Here is a 15544-nt window from a genome sequence, read left to right on the forward strand (position 1 = left end):
ACGCCTTGTCTCCCAAAGTTATTCGGTGATCGGCCCTGTGCAAGCAGGGCCGATCACCCATGTCCGGTGGCCGACCCGCAGCGCCGCGGCGCGCCGGTCCATCGGAGATTGCCGGTCTATCGTTGATTGGCATGGACGCGACGACGATCAGCGCGGCGGTCCGCGCATCGAACGAGCTGACGGCCCGCTGGTGCGAAACCCTGCGGGCGGACGGCAACGCGGTGCTGTCCGGTGCGGGTCTATGGCCTCTGCTCGCGCTCCTGGCCTCGGCCGCCGACGATGCCGCGAAATCCGAATTGACCGCCGCGATCGGCCGACCCGCTGAAAGCGCTCAGGCCGAGGCCGTCGAACTCCTGGACATCATCGACAAGGCCGACGCCGCCTCGGCCGCCCTGGCCCTCTGGCTGCGGCCGGGCCTGACCCTTGCCGACCCCACCTGGGCTGCGGGTCTGCCCGCTGGCACCGTGGAAACCCTGACCGGACAAGCCCGGGTCGACGCCTGGGCGGCCGAGCACACGCGAGGCCTCATCGAGCGCCTGCCCTTACAGCTGAGTCCTGCGGACATGCTGGTGCTGGCCACCGCGCTTGCGGTGAAGACGCGTTGGACCACGTTCTTCGAACCGGCCCGTCATGCCGTCACCGGCCGCTGGGCGGGCCATCGCGATTGGCTGACCCGCGTCACCACCGACCTCGGAGCGGTGTCCGTCCTCGGCGACGGGGCGCAAGCCGTCACCCGTGTGATCGTCACCGGCCGCGACGATATCGACGTGCACCTACTGCTGGGCGCGCCGGAATCTCCACCCGGCGCGGTCCTCGCACACGGAACGGCGGCCCTCGTCGGAGACGTCGCGCGCAGCACCGCCGCCGATCTCCCCGTGGGGGCGTCGGGCCATGGTTTCCTGGTCAGCGCCATCGACGGCGCTACCGATACGCTGCGGCTCACCTTGCCGCCCTTCAAGATTCGCGCCGCCCACGATCTCTTGGCCACGTCGAGCCTGTTCGGCCTGAACGCCGCATCCGATCCGAGCGCCGGTCAATTCCCGGCCCTCGACAAGAGCCTGTACGTCAGCTCGGGCGCGCAGGACGTCATTGCCGAATTCTCCGCCGAGGGTTTCGAAGCCGCCGCCGTCACCGCCTTCGCCATGGCGCGCGCCGCCTTCATGCGCCCACCCGCCTCGACCTCCCGCCGCCTCGAGGTCACCCTGGACCGCCCCTTCGGCTTCCTCGCGGTGCACCGCCCCACCGGACTGGTCCTGGTCGCGGGGTGGCTCGCCACCCCCGCACGCTGACAACGAGTACGGCGGCGAAGAACAGCCACAACGCCGCGCCGCAGCCCGCGGTGACGACCGTTCCCCGGAGCATGATGAACGGCCCGTATTCCGCTACGCGGGCCCAATAGCCGCACGGGCCGACATCCCCCGGGATGATCGCGCATTCGGGGTGGCGTGTGGACGCGAAGGCCAGGGTCGCGAGCAACGGAATCGCCACGGCCACAACGAGAACTATCGCCAGGCTACCGAGGAGTTGGGAACGCAACCTCATGCGCTCAGACCCTACCGCGCGGCCGGGCGGCCGCCGTCGCGCGGTAGGGAGTGGGGGAGACGTCGTAGTGGCGGAGGAAGGCTTGGCGGAGGGCTTCGGCGGAGTGGAAGCCGGATCTGGTGGCTACCAACGCTATTGGCGTTTCAGTGGTGGCGAGGAGGTGGGCGGCGGCTTCGACGCGGGCGCGGCGGACATAGCGGCCGGGAGTGGAGTTCATGTGCCGCACGAAGAGTCGGGTCAGATGGCGTTCGCTGACGCCTTCGCGGCGAGCCAGCGCGGCGGTCGACAGATCGCCGGACAGGTGGGCCGTGATGTGGGTGGTGATATTGCGGACCACGGCGTGATCGGGGTGCGGGGCGGCGGTGTAGATGCTCATCTGGGCCTGATTTCCCGGGCGTTGGAGGTAGGTGACGAGCCCGCGCGCGACGGCACGGGGCAACTCCGGGCCGTGGTCTTCGTCGATGAAATCGAGCATGAGATCCAGGGCGCTGGTCATGCCCGCGGCGGTGGCGATATCGCCGTCGCGAATGTAGATCGGATCGGGGTCGACCGTGATGTCCGGGTGGCGCGCCGCCAGGTCGTCGGCGGCGATCCAATGTGTGGTGGCCCGTTTGCCGTCCAATAGGCCCGCGGCGGCGAGCAGACTGGCTCCCGTACAGACCGAGGAGATGCGGCGGGTGACGGCGGCCAGGCGGCGGATATGGGCGATGAGGCGCGGATTGTCCGCTGCCGCTCGGTGTCCCAGGCCGCCCGCGACGACGAGGGTGTCGAGAGGGCCGGTGAGGCGTTCGAGGGGGAGTTCGCCGTTGAGGTGCAGGCCCGAGTCGCAGGTGATCGGGCGGCCTCCGGGGGTGACCAGGTGGACGCGATAGGGCGGGTTACCGCCGAGGCGATTCGCGCCGTTGAGAGTCGAAGTGATGCAGGCGATGTCGAGTAGTTCGGTGCCGTCGTAGCCGATGACGGCGACGGTGCGTTCCTGCATGTGGTCACTGTACGGCGATCGGTGCGCGATGTCTGTTCGGAAGGATCTCCCAAGAAAACGGACATCGATAGGCGCGAGGGGTGAGCTGCTCGCGCGGATGCTGCACGCTGGGCTCATGCGGGTCGACGGCATTGACATGAGGGATCGCGAGATGGAGCGGAAGCTGCGGCCGGGGACCACGTCACGGGCTGGGCGAGAGCTGTTTTCGGTTGTGCTGCGTCACTGGCCGAGCGTGCTGGCTCTGGGGTTGGCGCTGCTCATCTGGCCGACCGGTGCGGAGTCGACCGTGCGGGTGCTGGCCGGGATTCTGCTGATCATGCCGCTGATCTACCTGCTCACGGCTGCTACTGGACGGCAAGCTGCCACGTGGCCTGTATTCGGTGCATTGGGAGTGGTTTTCGTGCTCAGCGGCCTCCAGGACGCCGCGCCCGGGTTCGTGATTCCAGTGATGCTGGCGGTCCTGGTGTGCGGATGGGCCGTTGCCACGGGGCGATTCGATCGGGCGTTCCTTGTTCCCGTGGCCGGGATGGTGGTGTTCGGAGCGATCGCGATCGCTGCCCAGTACGTCGAATTGAACATTGCGCACTATCTAGTGGCCGGGGGCTGGATTGCGCACGGCGTCTGGGATTTCGCGCACCATCGGGCCGATCGCACGGTGGCGCGGTCGTTCGCCGAATTCTGCGGTGTGGTCGATGTTCTCGTCGGCGGGGTGCTGCTGATCGCGGCGTGAGGTCAGGCCGTGCGGACCGCGATCTCGGGGTAGCTGACGACGAGTCCGGAGCGGTCGTAGACCAGCCGCGCCCGGAAATCGAAGACGGGGGAGACGTAGTCGTACTGCTGCTGGCCGTGGTGGTCCTCGACGCGGGTGTACCGCTGTTCGAGGCGTCCGACCGAGAGATCCGCGGCGCGGATGTAGGCGGCGGGCGCCTCGGAGTCGGCGCCGACCGCCAGCTCCAGCCGGTGCACCGGGAAAGCATGGGTGAGGGCCGAGGATTCGAGGTCCACATCGAGGCATCCGTCGAGCCGGGGCGTCTTCTCACCATTGACCAGCCAATGCCCCTCGCCGTCGGCTTCCAGCAGTGCGGTGCGCCGCCCGAATCCGGAGCGCCCGCGCACCATCGCCGCCCGCGTGACCCAGTGCGCGTCCAAAGTCAGCTCGTATTCCACGAACCAGGTGCGATCGTCGTCGACGGCGGTCGTGCAACCGTGGATGTGATACCCGTGCTCGGTCCGCCGGAAATAGGCGACCTCGAATCCCGTGCGTGCGCCCAGATGCGACCAGGCGGCGGTCGGCGGTACGGCGGCGAACGGCATGGCGTCCTCACTCCCGGATCGGTCCCACCCATTCTCGCTCACCTCGCACGGTCGGAATGTCGCGAAACAACGGCTAACATTCCGGGGCGCAACAATTCCGACAGGAGTCACATGTCCACGCCAGGCGGCGAATCACAGTCGTTGCAAGAGCCTTCGCGGGCGCCCATTCCACCGCTCCAGCCCTATTCGGTCCCGTTCCCGGAACCGTCGCGGCGGCCCACCGGGTCCGCGCGGCCCTCCGCGCTCACCACCACCGCCGCCGCCGTGCTGGCGGTCGCGGGCATTGCCGGTTCGCTCGTCTACTACAGCAAGTATTCCGGCGAACAGGACACGGTGGCGGATCAGCAGACCACCATCACCCAACTGCGCCAGCAGCTCTCGGACGCCAAGAAGACCGAGACCCGCGAAGCCACCGCTATGCGCGCCGCCTGTGATTTCATCACGACCCTGACGACCTACGATCCCGGCAACCTGGACGCGTACGTCAGCGCCGTCCTGAACGGTTCCACCGGGACCTGGAATCAGGACTTCGCCAACAACAGCGGCCCCATGCGCGAGGCCATGACCTTCGCCCAGTCTCGCAGCAACCCGCTGGAAACGAACTGCGCGCTGCAGTCCATGGAGGCGCAGACCGCGAAAGTCCTGGTGGTCGTGAAGCAGTCGACGACCGTCGTCGACGTCCCCGACCCGCACGTCTTCACCGCACCCACCCTGGTGACGCTGCAGGAGCAGTCCGACGGCCGCTGGCTGGTCAGCGCGACCCAGTCGCTGTGATGGCGTGAGCGAACCGGGCGATCCACACCGGATCGCCCACTCGCCGCGCACATGTGATCTTCGAAATGTAATCTCCGCGTGGTGAACAGAGCGACGAACACCCCCGTCCGGCGCAGTCAGTCGGCCTCCGGCGCCCCGCGCGCCCCCCCCCCCCCCCCCCCGCACCGCCGCCGCCCCCAAGCGCATGCTCGGCCGCCCCGACGGTTTCGTCTGGTTACCCGTCGCCGCCCTCCTGGAAGCCGCCTGGATCTTCATGCTGGTAGCCGGTTCCCTACCGGTCACCCTCGGCTTGGTAGCCGCCGCCGTCCTGCTGGTCGTCGTCGACTGCTGGTTCAACCGCTGAATCCCCCTGTCACTTCAACACGTTGATCGCGCGGGCGATGACCAGACTCATGGTGATCAGTGAAATCCCCGACTGAGTCATCATGAGAAACTTCGCCCACCGCGACATCGGCATCACATCGGTCGGACTGAACGCCGCCGCATTGGTGAACGACAAATACAGATAATCCGGAAATTGCGGCGACCACTCCGGATCCGCCAACTCCCGAGTCTGCATCTGCACGAATAGAAAATCGGGATACGGCTGCCGCGCATGCGCCCGAGCCGCAGGCCCACCCCGATCGAATTCCCAATAGGCCAGCCCGAACACCGGCACATTCGTCAACCAGATCGCCGCACCCGACACCAGCAACCCCGCCGGATCATTACTGACGGTTCCATTGACGAGCCCGATCACCAGCCGATCCACCGACCAGGCGACCGCCACACTGAGCACCCCCGTCAACCCCAACCCGGCCCGCCGCAGCCACACCTCTTCCCGATCCAGCCGATACGGACTGGCCACAATCAACACCGCCAGCAACCCCAGCCCAATCCCCGGAATCAACACCCGCGGCCCCAACGTGAACTGCTCCGGCAAAAAATACTGAATCACCATAATCCCCACCACGGCCCCCGTAGCCGCCCACCGCGATTCCCCCGCCGTCTTCCGCGCCCAAGCCGGAACCTGATCATCACTACCCTGCCCACCAAACCCCGTCACGCCAGCAGTATCACCCGCCGATGCCCGATCCAGCGTGAGGACGGGCCGTGGTTGCGGTGATGCCCTATAGGTCCAGTCGGTATGTCGCGCCCGGCGGTCAATCGGTCCTGCGAACCGGGCGGGCGCCAGTATCGTCCGGGAATGTTCGATCGGAAGAGGCTCGCGCGGGTTGCGGCGTGCTGCTTTGTCTTGGCGCTCGCGGGCGCGTGTTCCCCAGCCACGTCATCGATGTCCTCGGAGACGTCGACCGCGCGCTCGGCCGAACCCTCCGCACCGGCAACCACATCCGCGGCGGCCACGCATTTCGCGCCCGTGGCCGCGGCGCCGAAGCTGGACGACAGATATGTGCGCAAGAACGCCCACTTCTTGGTCACGACCGGAAAGGCGCAATCGCCGTTCCAGGTATTCGAAAGCGACGACACATCCGTGGGGAAGATCAGCGGTTCGGGGTATGAGCAGCTGGCCTACTGCGACGAAATACGCGTGCTGACAACCCCGGACGATCGCACCAGGTTTTATGCGCTGAACTCCAGGACCACACCGGCCGCCGGGCTACAGCAGGCCATGCGCGAGTACTTCGTCACGGTGTGGGACGAGAAGCTCACCGTTGCCTGGGAGACGCGCATCGCGTCCGAACCCGCTACGAGGCAGCTGGTTTCGTGCTCCGGCTACTCGCCGTTCGGCGCGACGCTCGACGGAAAATGGATTGTCGCGACCGCGGCCGAGGCCACTTCGGTGCTCGACGTCGCAGCGGGCGCGGCGCGCAGGTTCGAGCACGGGTTCAAGTTCAGCCTGCGCGGTAACGAGCCACAGCGCCCCCTCGCCTTGGGCAACTACATCGCGCTCGTCAGCGCGACGAGTTGCGCGTGCGGGCTTGCCGAGTTGTACGACCCCGCGAACCTGCAACTGGTCGCGTCCCATCGGGGCGACAGCGGGGAGGACAGCGTCTACTGGACGGTGTCCGATGTACTCGGCTGGGACAAGAACGACTGGTTCGCCGACGGTCGTCGAGTTGTCGCACGGGTCCGGCCCAGCGGATGGGGGGATATTCAGCAATATCAGATCACCGACGTCATATCCGGCCAGCGTGGTCCGGTATGGAGTCTGACGAAATCCAATAGCAATGTCCTCGTACACGTCGAGGGCGCGATGGCGTTCATACGCGAGTACACCAATGACAAAGAGGTCGGCGATCTCCACGCCTACTCGGCCGACACCGGTGCGGAACTCTGGGTCGCCCGTCCCGGGGTCAGGGAGATCTGCGCCGTCGGGCGAACACGGATCAACGTGGTCGCGAACAACCAGATGGTGCTGCTCGATCGGGAAACGGGGAAGCAGGCCGACTACACCACCGCGGTCACCCGGTGCGACATCCCGGTCGGAGAGTTCACATTCAATCAGGATGGCAGCGTCTATCGGCTGCTCGACTGACCCGCCAGATCAGCCGTTCGCCAGGCTGCGGGCGATGACGAGGCGCTGGATTTGGTTGGTGCCTTCGAAGATTTGGGTGATTTTGGCTTCGCGCATGTAGCGCTCTACGGGGAAGTCGGCGGTGTAGCCGGAGCCGCCGAAGACTTGGACGGCGTCGGTGGTGACTTTCATGGCGGCGTCGGTGGCTATGAGTTTGGCTACGCTGGCTTGGCGGGAGTAGGGGAGGCCTGCGTCTCGGCGGTGGGCGGCGTCGAGGTAGGTGGCGCGGGCGGAGTCGACGGCGGCGGCCATGTCGGCGAGGAGGAAGCCGAGGCCCTGGTGGTCGATGATGGGGCGGCCGAAGGCTTCTCGGTCCTTGGCGTAGGCGACGGCGTCGTCGAGGGCGCGTTGGGCGATGCCGGTGGCTACGGCGGCTATGCCCAGGCGGCCGGAGTCGAGGGCGCTGAAGGCGATGGGGAGGCCCTGGCCTTCGGAGCCGATGAGGCGGTCGGCGGGGAGGTGGGCGTCGTCGTAGGCGGCGGTGGTGGTGGGGACGGCGCGGAGGCCCATTTTCTCTTCGGGTTTGCCGAAGGAGAGGCCGGGGGTGTCGGCGGGGACGAGGAAGCAGGAGATGCCGCGGGAGCCTTCGCCGGTGCGGGCGAAGAGGGTGTAGTAGTCGGCTTTGCCGCCGTTGGTGATCCAGGCCTTGGCGCCGGTGATGCGATAGCCGTCCTCGGATGCGGTGGCGCGGCAGCGGAGGGCGGCGGCATCGGAGCCCGCATGGGCTTCGGAGAGGCTGTAGGCGCCGATGACATTGCCGGAGAGCATGTCCGGGAGCCATTGCGCCCGCTGGGCGTCGGTGCCGTAGGCGAACAGCGGGTGGCAGGACAGGCTGTGCACGCTCACCGCGACCGCGACGGCGGCCCAGCGGGCGCCCAACTCCTCGAGGACCTGGAGGTACACCTCGTAGGGCTGACCGCCGCCGCCGAACTCCTCCGGATACGGGAGGCTCAGCAGCCCGGCCTGGCCGAGGGCGCGGAAAGCCTCCTCCGGATAGCGCTGCTGCTTCTCGTACTCGACGACATTCGGTTCCAGGACCTTGTCGGCGATATCGCGGGTGAGCTCGATGAGGTCGCGGGCCTCGGTGGTGGGGAGCAGGCGATCGACGGGCATGGCATCACAGTACGACCGACACCCAATTGCGTGCAAGGCAGCACGGAATTTCCATGATTGGCTACACTGACCACGTGTTTTCCGCACTTCCCCCCAACAAACATCAGGAGAAGAGCCTGCGCACGCGGGCGCTGCTGCTGGATGCGGCCATCGACAGCCTCGCGGAGGTCGGGTACGCGAGCGCGTCGATCGCGGATATCACCGCGCGGGCGGGGGTGACCCGCGGAGCGCAGCTGCATCATTTCCATACCCGGCAGGAACTGTTCGCCCAGACCATCGAGCACCTGACCGAGCGGCAGCGGGAGGCCCTGCAGCGGCGGGCGCGCACGCTGGGGACGGCGTCGGCGGGGGAGACCCTCGTGGAGTTGGTGACGGCGCCGTTCGCGGGGAAGCTGGGCAAGGCGGCGGTCGAACTGTATGTCGGGATCGCCAATGACCGGGAGTTGCGGCGCAATATGCTGCGCGTCCAGCACGACCTGACAGAGGAGCTCCTGGACGCGTGCGCGCAGCGGATCGAGGCGCCGCGCGAGCGCCTGGAGCCGGCCTTCTGGCTGACCATCAACCTGGTGCGCGGCGCCACCCTGGACGAGATGGTCGGCCGGGATCGGCTGCGCCGCAAGCAGGTTCTGGCCGACTGGGCGCGACTGGCCGACGGTTGGCTCGCCTGAACGCTTAACGTCGCGGACTGTTCACGCGATACCGGATCGTAGGCGGGTTCGGGTTTCGTGGCATGGGGCGGGCGGCGCCGGGTATGCCTCGGGGGAGGCGGCGCAATGGGTATCAGTCGGCGAAATATGCTGCGGGCGAACGGATTGGGGGTCGGCTGCGCGGTGCTGGGCGTGCCCACGGTGAGCGGGCTGTCCGCGGATTCGCCTACCGCGCAACCGGACTGGAACGATCTACGGCAGCGACTCACCGGCGAGCTGGCATTGCCCTCCGATCCCGGGTACGCGACCGCGAAAATGGCCTTCAACCCGGCGTTCGACGCACACGACCCGGTCGCGATCGCCCGGTGCGCCACCGTGTCGGATGTCCAGGCGTGCATCGACGTGGCGGCCCGCGCGCAGCTACCGATCGCCGCCCGCAGCGGCGGGCACAGCTATGCGGGCTATTCCACCCCCGACAACAGCCTGATTGTCGACCTCGGGGCGATGACGAGCGTCGAGGCCCGCCCGGACGGCACGGCGGTCATCGGCGCGGGCACTCGGCTGATCGACGTCTACGCGGGTCTGTCCGACGCCGGTCGTTGCCTGCCCGGCGGGTCGTGCCCCACGGTCGGCATCGCGGGCCTCACCCTGGGCGGCGTCCTCACCGGCAAATACGGATTGACCTGCGACAACCTGATCTCGGCCCAGATCGTCACCGCCGACGGCGTACTGCGGACCGCCGCCGCGGACTCCGAGCCCGACCTGTTCTGGGCGCTGCGCGGCGGTGGCGGCGGCAACTTCGGCATTGTCACCTCGTTCACCTTCCGCACGGCGCAAGCCCCGCAGGTGGTCGTCTTCCAGGCGCAATTCCCGGCGGGTTCGCTCACCGAGGTGCTCGCGGGCTGGCAGTCGTTCACCGCCTCGGCTCCCGACGAGTTCTGGTCGACCCTGGGCACCACCGCGGGCAGCCCGCCCACCTGCCGGATCAACGGTTGCCATGTCGGGCCCGAATCCGAGGCGAATGCCCTCGTGGACAAGCTGATCGCCGCCACCTGCACCCGGCCCACCACCCGGTATGCGGTGGCCATGGACTACTTGCAGGCCATGCGTTATTTCGGCGGCTGCACGAACTATTCGGTCGCACAGTGCCGCCCGAGCTGGAACGACACCGGCGTCCTGGGCCGCGAATCCTTCACCGCCGCCTCCCGGGTCCGGACCGTCCCGCTGCCGGATCCGAGCCGCTTCACCGACCTGCTGACCGGCCGAGAGGGCCTGGACATCCTGCTCGACAGCCTCACCGGCGCACCGAGCCGAATCCCCGCCGGCGACACCGCGTTCCCGCATCGCGGGGCCCTGGGCACCGCGCAGATCTACGTCGGCGCGACCACCCCGCAGGCCCGCGCCGCGGTCGCCGACGTCCGCGCCGCCCTGGGAGATCTGGTCGGCAATACCGCCTACGTCAACTACATCGACGCCGATCTGCCCGACTGGGCGACGGCCTACTACGGCCCGAACGCCCCGCGCCTGCACCGCATAGCCGACCGATACGACCCGGATTCCCTCTTCGACTTCGCGCAATCGGCGTCGAGGATCTGAGCGCGCACACCGCAATTTCGGTCAAGCGGCAGGTCGCACCCCCGCGGTACGGTCGATTCATGACGTACTGGACAGAGTTCGAAAAAGCCGCGCCGCGTATCTCGACCATCTTCACCCGCCGCCACGCCGCCGCCAAGAATCTGTGCATGCTCGCGACGCTGCGGGCCGACGGGTCTCCCCGGATCAGCCCCATGGAACCGCTGTTCTTCGAGGAGAACCTGGTGCTGATAGGCATGCCCGGCACCACCAAGTTCAAGGACCTGGATCGGGATGCGCGCTTCTGCCTGCACACCGCCACCATGGACACCATGGTCGGCGACGGTGACGCCAAACTCTTCGCCGTGGCCCGCGATCTGCGGGATCCGGCGCTGCATCAGCGCTTCGCGGAGGACTTCTTCGAGAAGAGCGGAATGGATTTCCGCGGCAAGGAGTTCGACCACTTCTTCGTCGCCGACATCACCGGGGCGTCTTCAGTGGGGGTCATCGACGGCAAATACCTGGAGGTCACCATCTGGAAGCCGGGTAAGCCGGAACGCGTGGTACGCAAGGAAGAATGAGCGCCAGCCCGCGACAGCACAGTGTGCATGATTGCATCGAGTGCAAGCATGCACACGATGCGTGTGCGCGCGCTATGCCGAACAAAGCCGCTGTCAACACGTTCCGGCAGGCCGGTATGGAAAACGGAACCCGCCACCTCGACGTCCATCCACCGTCGGGATACCGGGAACGCCCCTCCGACGTCCCCGGCGCGGTGGTGTGGACTCGCGAATTCGCCATCGACGCCACCACGGCCGTACTACCCGACGGCTGCATGGACCTGCTGTGGATCGACGGCGCCATCCGCGTGGCCGGACCCGACACCCGCGCCTACCGCCCCACCGTCGGCCCCGCCGCCCGCATCTCCGGCATCCGCTTCTTCCCGGCGCCGCCCCCGCCCTGCTCGGCATCCCCGCCCACGAACTCCGCGACACCCGAGCCGAACTCGCCGACGTCCTGACCCCCGCCCACGCCCGCCACGCCATCGACCTGATCGCCCGCGCCGCCGACCCCCTGCGCGGCCTGGAGGCCGTGGCCCGCTGGCGCGCAGCCGAAACCGATCCCGCCGACCCGATCCTGCGCCACATCGTCTCCGAACTGCGCGCGGGCGCAACCGTCGCCGCCACCGCCGACCTCCTGGACCTCGGCCCCAGCCGCCTGCACCGCCTCTCCCTCACCGCCTTCGGCTACGGTCCCAAAACCCTCGCTCGCATCCTGCGCATGCAACGCGCCCTGGCCCTGGCTCGCGCGGGCACCCCCCTCGCCGACACGGCCGCCCGCACCGGCTACGCCGACCAAGCCCACCTGTCCCGCGAGATCCGCGACTTCGCCGGTATGCCACTGAGTCGCCTACTGGGCCTTTGAGTCTCCTACAGGGTTCCGCCCCTCACCCCAGCGCCGAGAACAAGTCGACGCCATTCCCATCCGGATCCGCGACGGCGGCATACCGCTGCCCCCAGAACGCATCGAACGGCTTCAACTCCACCCGATACCCGGCCCCGACCAACTCCTCGAACTTCGCATCGACCTCGCGCGGGCTGTCGCAATGAAATGCCAGCCCGATCCGCCCACCGCCCCGCCCCGCAGCCCACTCGGGATGGAACGACCGAATGGTGTCCTCGGTATCGAAGGCCAACCGCATCCCGCCCGGCAGCTGCGCCTCCACATGCGGCTCCGCGGCGGCCCCGTCCGCGAACTCGACCCCGAGCCGCTCATAGAACGCAATGGCCGCGGCCATATCCGAGACGACGATTCCGATCACATTCAGTTGCACAGTCATACCCGCACCGTAGGAGCAAAACACCCCGCTGTCTTGAAGAAATCGGACGCCGAGGGAGTCAGCCGACGGCCGCTGTACCGCCTGACCTCCCGGCTCACCTCGACGGTGCGCGCCGACTCCACCGTCGTAGTGGCCTACGAGGCCGACAGTTCTGTGAGGGCTGCGACGCCGTGGGCCGGATGATAATCGAGTTGATGTCCTGCTTTGCCGGAGTCGCAGACTCGGTCGATCTGGGTCGGTAAAGGCCAGCCATTTCGTGCGAACAGGGCTACCACATCAGGTGCCCGCCGGGCGAGCACCGCCGGGGCATCGAGCCACAACTGCGTAGTGTCGTCGGGGACGAACAGAATCGGGCCGGCGATGTTGAATGTGCCGGTCACCTCAGGGCGTTCGGCAGCCAGCCGGTGGGCGCGGGCGACGTCGCGGATGTCGACGCCGCGGTTGAGGCGATGCGCCGCCTGTGCGGCCGGTGCCTCGGGAAAGCACCGGGCGATGCGCAGCACGATCGTGGTCAACGGCTGGGGAGCGTCCGCGATGAGAGTTTCTGCCGCGAGCTTGGTTTCGTCGTAGATATCGCGCGGTTGTGCTTGCAGTGCTTCGTCGACCCATACCGCCCGACCATCCGGCACCAGAGCGTGCCCATACACCGAGGTCGTGCTGGTGTAAACGAATCGCCGGACACCGCATTCGGCCGCTTCCCCGAGCAACGCCGCGGTGGCCTCGACGTTGATGGTGTGAAATTCGGCATCGGGAACCGCGCCGACATGCGGGGCGTGTAGTGCAGCCACATGCACAACGCGTTCCGCCCCGGCGACGGCGCGCTTTCGGATTTCCGTGTCGCGTAGGTCGCCGCGGTGGGTGGTCCACCGCCCCGGGTGCAGGTCCCATCCGCGCACTTGCCATCCCGCCGTGTACATTTCCTGCGCCACAGCAGCCCCGACGACACCAGATGAACCGGTCACCAACACGACTCTCGACCCCACGTCGCCGACCTTACCTCGGGTGGCTCCGCCCCCAACCGATCAGGAGCGCGACGGCAACCGATACCCGGTGCAGCACTTCGACTTCCATGCCCGGCAGCTCAGCTTCACGTGGTGAAATCGATCGCCGCGCCGTATGCGGAGCATTCGTTCGGCGCGGGCGCAACGGTGCTCGATTCAGCCCGAAACACGTTTGGGAGGAGCGAATTCGGGTCGCCGCAGCGGAGGCCGAGATGCCGATGACCGAGGTGCACCGATCGGCCGGGTTCGGCTCGTTCGCACCCGGGCAGTTGATAGTTGTGTAATCGAACCAATTGGTTGTATTGTCGAACTATGTCGAGTGAGGCGGCGGAGAGTCCGAATGTCGACCGGCTGCAGAACAGCGTGGTCGCCTTCGTGCGAGCATTCGGGTTGCATCAACCCGATTCGACGCCGTGCGGGCAGGCCATCCCGGTGTCGCAGGCACACGCGCTCACCGAACTGGCTGCGCGCCAGCCGATCAACCAGTCCGAACTCGGATCGGTCCTGCGACTGACCAAGAGCACGGTCAGCCGCATGGTCGGGTTGATGGAGCGCCGCGGCTGGGTGGAACGGGAGCGCGGCGCGGCGGCCGACGGGCGCATGGTGTTGTTGCGGCTCACCCCAGACGGCGAACGCGTGGCCGCGGCCGTCTCCACAGCTCGGCGAGCGCGGATGGAGACCTTCTTCGAACGCATTCCCGAGGCGCAGCGAGACGCTGTGCTGCAAGCACTTTCGGTCCTGACGGAGGCTGCCGATGACCACTGAGACCCTTTCCCGCCGGACCCGCGTCGTGGTTCTGGCGCTCGTCGCCGCAGTCCTGGCCGCCGGGGTCGCATGGTGGGTGTTCGCGCGTGATTCCACGTCCTCGGATCTGGCGGATCGGCGGGCCGAGGTCGTGGTGAACGGTGCTGCTGTCATGCCCTTCGACCTCGCCGAGACCACCCACTCGTTCGTGCCGACCCCCGATGGCGGGCACCGCGCACGAACCGGCCGATGCGGAGCAGATCCGGTTGATCCGCGAACACCTGACCGCGGAGGCCGCGAAGTTCGCCACCGGTGATTTCAGCGATCCCACAACGATTCACGGTGACGAAATGCTGGGGTTGGCGGACCTGCGCGCGGGCGTGAACCGCTTCACCGTCCGCTACGAGGAACTGCCCGACGGTGCGATCCTGCACTACAGCTCGAACGAGCCCGCCCTGGTCGATGCCCTGCACCGGTGGTTCGAGGCCCAGTCCAGCGACCACGGCACAGATCACCACGCCGAAACCGCCACCCGGTGACCTGCACGCCGCTCGATGCCGGACACCGCCTGTATTGGCACTTGGTCAGGGGAGGAGGGCGTGGGTAGTGGTGTAGCCGAGCAGGGCGGCGCCGATCCCCGCGATGATGCTGACGGCGACGTTCATCGCGGCGTAGAAATAGCTGCGTTGTTCGACCAAGCGCAACGTCTCGTAGCCGAAGGTGCTGTAAGTGGTGAGGGCGCCGCAGAAGCCCGTGCCCAGCAACATGATCAGCTCGGTTGGGAGGTGGGCGCCCGCGCCGGTGAGGCCGCCCAGGATGAGGCAGCTGATCAGGTTGACGCTGAAGGTGCCCCAGGGGAACACGCTGTCATGGCGGGTTTGGATGTTCCGGTCGGCGAGATACCGCAGAGGCGCGCCGACAGCCGCGCCGAGGAAGACCAGGACGAGGATCACGCGACTCGCCTTTACCTGCGGGAGAACAAGATTCGGGTCACGGTCGTGCCGGTGAGCGTGGCTGCCATCGCGGCGAGCAGAGTTCCGGTGAGGTAGGCGAGAGCGAGGTAGGCGGTGCCGGGTTGCAGCAGCTGGTGGACTTCGACGGCGTAGGTGGAGAAGGTGGTGAAACCGCCGAGCATGCCGACCCCGAGAAACGGGCGCACCAGCGGGTGGGCCGTCCGGACCTCGGTGATGAGCACCATGAGAACGCCGATCAGCAGACAGCCGGTGACGTTGGTGAGAAAGGTGGCCCACGGGATTTCGCCGGGATGGGTGGGCAGGAGTCGGGTCATGCCGTAGCGGGCGAGCGCGCCGAGCCCACTCCCGAGCGCGACGGCGAGCAGAATCGCCCCGTGATTACCGGTCGGTTCGGCGCGTCGCGCGGGGCTGGCCAGGTCGATATCGGGATCGATCGATTGGGTCACGGGCTCGCTACTCACCACAGGTTCTCCTACTCGAACATGAAGAGCTGATCAAGTAGGGACTGTTGGTGGCGCGATATGCC

General features: G+C 67.5%; 20 protein-coding genes. 12 read left to right on the forward strand and 8 right to left on the reverse strand.

What is annotated here, in order from left to right; translation table 11 throughout:
* Positions 1-131 precede the first annotated feature (131 nt).
* On the forward strand, positions 132-1289 hold the full coding sequence (locus tag NC4_RS12765) for a serpin family protein (protein ID WP_067536929.1): 1158 nt from the start codon (positions 132-134) through the stop codon (positions 1287-1289).
* A 257-nt stretch (positions 1290-1546) separates the two neighbouring features.
* Here NC4_RS12765 and NC4_RS12770 read toward each other — a convergent pair whose 3' ends face one another.
* Positions 1547-2524, reverse strand: a complete 978-nt coding sequence (locus NC4_RS12770; protein WP_067536931.1) for a GlxA family transcriptional regulator — start codon at positions 2522-2524, stop codon at positions 1547-1549.
* A 115-nt stretch (positions 2525-2639) separates the two neighbouring features.
* Between NC4_RS12770 and NC4_RS12775 the strand changes: the two genes are divergently transcribed.
* Positions 2640-3254, forward strand: coding sequence for a hypothetical protein (locus NC4_RS12775; RefSeq protein ID WP_157554630.1), 615 nt, complete (start codon positions 2640-2642; stop codon positions 3252-3254).
* Between the two features lie 2 nt (positions 3255-3256).
* Here the strand turns inward: NC4_RS12775 and NC4_RS12780 are convergent, their stop codons facing one another.
* A complete protein-coding gene (locus tag NC4_RS12780; protein WP_245721654.1) occupies positions 3257-3880 on the reverse strand; it encodes a putative glycolipid-binding domain-containing protein in 624 nt (207 codons plus the stop codon).
* A gap of 69 nt (positions 3881-3949) precedes the next feature.
* On the opposite strand from NC4_RS12780, the gene NC4_RS12785 reads away from it, so the two are divergent.
* Both NC4_RS12785 and NC4_RS40145 read left to right on the forward strand, forming a co-directional pair.
* Complete coding sequence (locus tag NC4_RS12785) at positions 3950-4612, forward strand: VirB8/TrbF family protein (protein WP_067536937.1); 663 nt, start codon at positions 3950-3952, stop codon at positions 4610-4612.
* A gap of 184 nt (positions 4613-4796) precedes the next feature.
* Entirely contained in the window at positions 4797-4955 is a 159-nt protein-coding gene (locus tag NC4_RS40145; protein WP_157554632.1) for a hypothetical protein, read from the forward strand.
* A gap of 9 nt (positions 4956-4964) precedes the next feature.
* Here NC4_RS40145 and NC4_RS12790 read toward each other — a convergent pair whose 3' ends face one another.
* Positions 4965-5552, reverse strand: coding sequence for a hypothetical protein (locus tag NC4_RS12790; protein ID WP_245721688.1), 588 nt, complete (start codon positions 5550-5552; stop codon positions 4965-4967).
* Between the two features lie 186 nt (positions 5553-5738).
* Between NC4_RS12790 and NC4_RS12800 the strand changes: the two genes are divergently transcribed.
* Complete coding sequence (locus NC4_RS12800; protein ID WP_157554634.1) at positions 5739-7088, forward strand: hypothetical protein; 1350 nt, start codon at positions 5739-5741, stop codon at positions 7086-7088.
* Between the two features lie 9 nt (positions 7089-7097).
* Here NC4_RS12800 and NC4_RS12805 read toward each other — a convergent pair whose 3' ends face one another.
* Positions 7098-8240, reverse strand: coding sequence for an acyl-CoA dehydrogenase family protein (locus NC4_RS12805; RefSeq protein WP_067536947.1), 1143 nt, complete (start codon positions 8238-8240; stop codon positions 7098-7100).
* A gap of 74 nt (positions 8241-8314) precedes the next feature.
* Here NC4_RS12805 and NC4_RS12810 point away from each other — a divergent pair, with 74 nt between their 5' ends.
* From NC4_RS12810 to NC4_RS42495, 5 genes are all read left to right on the forward strand, one after another.
* Positions 8315-8908 carry a TetR family transcriptional regulator gene (locus NC4_RS12810; protein ID WP_169814784.1) on the forward strand — a complete coding sequence of 198 codons (594 nt, stop codon included), beginning with the start codon at positions 8315-8317 and terminating at the stop codon, positions 8906-8908.
* 105 nt (positions 8909-9013) lie between these two features.
* Complete coding sequence (locus tag NC4_RS12815; RefSeq protein ID WP_084528982.1) at positions 9014-10483, forward strand: FAD-binding oxidoreductase; 1470 nt, start codon at positions 9014-9016, stop codon at positions 10481-10483.
* 59 nt (positions 10484-10542) lie between these two features.
* On the forward strand, positions 10543-11040 hold the full coding sequence (locus NC4_RS12820; protein ID WP_067536953.1) for a pyridoxamine 5'-phosphate oxidase family protein: 498 nt from the start codon (positions 10543-10545) through the stop codon (positions 11038-11040).
* A 74-nt stretch (positions 11041-11114) separates the two neighbouring features.
* A complete protein-coding gene (locus tag NC4_RS42490; RefSeq protein WP_245721655.1) occupies positions 11115-11480 on the forward strand; it encodes a hypothetical protein in 366 nt (121 codons plus the stop codon).
* Between the two features lie 71 nt (positions 11481-11551).
* Positions 11552-11884, forward strand: a complete 333-nt coding sequence (locus tag NC4_RS42495) for a helix-turn-helix domain-containing protein (RefSeq protein ID WP_245721656.1) — start codon at positions 11552-11554, stop codon at positions 11882-11884.
* A 22-nt stretch (positions 11885-11906) separates the two neighbouring features.
* Here NC4_RS42495 and NC4_RS12830 read toward each other — a convergent pair whose 3' ends face one another.
* Positions 11907-12299, reverse strand: a complete 393-nt coding sequence (locus NC4_RS12830) for a VOC family protein (protein WP_067536955.1) — start codon at positions 12297-12299, stop codon at positions 11907-11909.
* Positions 12300-12433: 134 nt separating this feature from the next.
* Entirely contained in the window at positions 12434-13261 is an 828-nt protein-coding gene (locus NC4_RS12835) for an NAD-dependent epimerase/dehydratase family protein (protein WP_067537968.1), read from the reverse strand.
* A 351-nt stretch (positions 13262-13612) separates the two neighbouring features.
* Between NC4_RS12835 and NC4_RS12840 the strand changes: the two genes are divergently transcribed.
* Together NC4_RS12840 and NC4_RS41575 are read left to right on the forward strand one after the other, a co-directional pair.
* On the forward strand, positions 13613-14065 hold the full coding sequence (locus NC4_RS12840; protein WP_067536958.1) for a MarR family winged helix-turn-helix transcriptional regulator: 453 nt from the start codon (positions 13613-13615) through the stop codon (positions 14063-14065).
* Between the two features lie 200 nt (positions 14066-14265).
* On the forward strand, positions 14266-14583 hold the full coding sequence (locus NC4_RS41575) for a hypothetical protein (RefSeq protein ID WP_218021079.1): 318 nt from the start codon (positions 14266-14268) through the stop codon (positions 14581-14583).
* A 45-nt stretch (positions 14584-14628) separates the two neighbouring features.
* On the opposite strand, the gene crcB (NC4_RS12850) is transcribed toward NC4_RS41575, so the two are convergent.
* A complete protein-coding gene (crcB, locus tag NC4_RS12850; protein ID WP_067536960.1) occupies positions 14629-14997 on the reverse strand; it encodes a fluoride efflux transporter CrcB in 369 nt (122 codons plus the stop codon).
* An 11-nt stretch (positions 14998-15008) separates the two neighbouring features.
* Complete coding sequence (crcB, locus tag NC4_RS12855) at positions 15009-15479, reverse strand: fluoride efflux transporter CrcB (protein ID WP_245721657.1); 471 nt, start codon at positions 15477-15479, stop codon at positions 15009-15011.
* Between the last annotated feature and the right edge of the window lie 65 nt (positions 15480-15544).

This window comes from Nocardia crassostreae, assembly GCF_001613405.1.
GTDB classification, from domain to species: domain Bacteria; phylum Actinomycetota; class Actinomycetes; order Mycobacteriales; family Mycobacteriaceae; genus Nocardia; species Nocardia crassostreae.

Coding starts and splice junctions, on each gene's coding strand:
- NC4_RS12765 (WP_067536929.1), top strand. CDS start 132: ATGGACGCGACGACGATCAGCGCGGCGGTCCGCGCATCGAACGAGCTG.
- NC4_RS12770 (WP_067536931.1), bottom strand. CDS start 2,524: ATGCAGGAACGCACCGTCGCCGTCATCGGCTACGACGGCACCGAACTA.
- NC4_RS12775 (WP_157554630.1), top strand. CDS start 2,640: ATGCGGGTCGACGGCATTGACATGAGGGATCGCGAGATGGAGCGGAAG.
- NC4_RS12785 (WP_067536937.1), top strand. CDS start 3,950: ATGTCCACGCCAGGCGGCGAATCACAGTCGTTGCAAGAGCCTTCGCGG.
- NC4_RS40145 (WP_157554632.1), top strand. CDS start 4,797: ATGCTCGGCCGCCCCGACGGTTTCGTCTGGTTACCCGTCGCCGCCCTC.
- NC4_RS12790 (WP_245721688.1), bottom strand. CDS start 5,552: ATGGTGATTCAGTATTTTTTGCCGGAGCAGTTCACGTTGGGGCCGCGG.
- NC4_RS12800 (WP_157554634.1), top strand. CDS start 5,739: ATGTCGCGCCCGGCGGTCAATCGGTCCTGCGAACCGGGCGGGCGCCAG.
- NC4_RS12805 (WP_067536947.1), bottom strand. CDS start 8,240: ATGCCCGTCGATCGCCTGCTCCCCACCACCGAGGCCCGCGACCTCATC.
- NC4_RS12815 (WP_084528982.1), top strand. CDS start 9,014: ATGGGTATCAGTCGGCGAAATATGCTGCGGGCGAACGGATTGGGGGTC.
- NC4_RS12820 (WP_067536953.1), top strand. CDS start 10,543: ATGACGTACTGGACAGAGTTCGAAAAAGCCGCGCCGCGTATCTCGACC.
- NC4_RS42490 (WP_245721655.1), top strand. CDS start 11,115: ATGCCGAACAAAGCCGCTGTCAACACGTTCCGGCAGGCCGGTATGGAA.
- NC4_RS12830 (WP_067536955.1), bottom strand. CDS start 12,299: ATGACTGTGCAACTGAATGTGATCGGAATCGTCGTCTCGGATATGGCC.
- NC4_RS12840 (WP_067536958.1), top strand. CDS start 13,613: ATGTCGAGTGAGGCGGCGGAGAGTCCGAATGTCGACCGGCTGCAGAAC.
- NC4_RS41575 (WP_218021079.1), top strand. CDS start 14,266: ATGGCGGGCACCGCGCACGAACCGGCCGATGCGGAGCAGATCCGGTTG.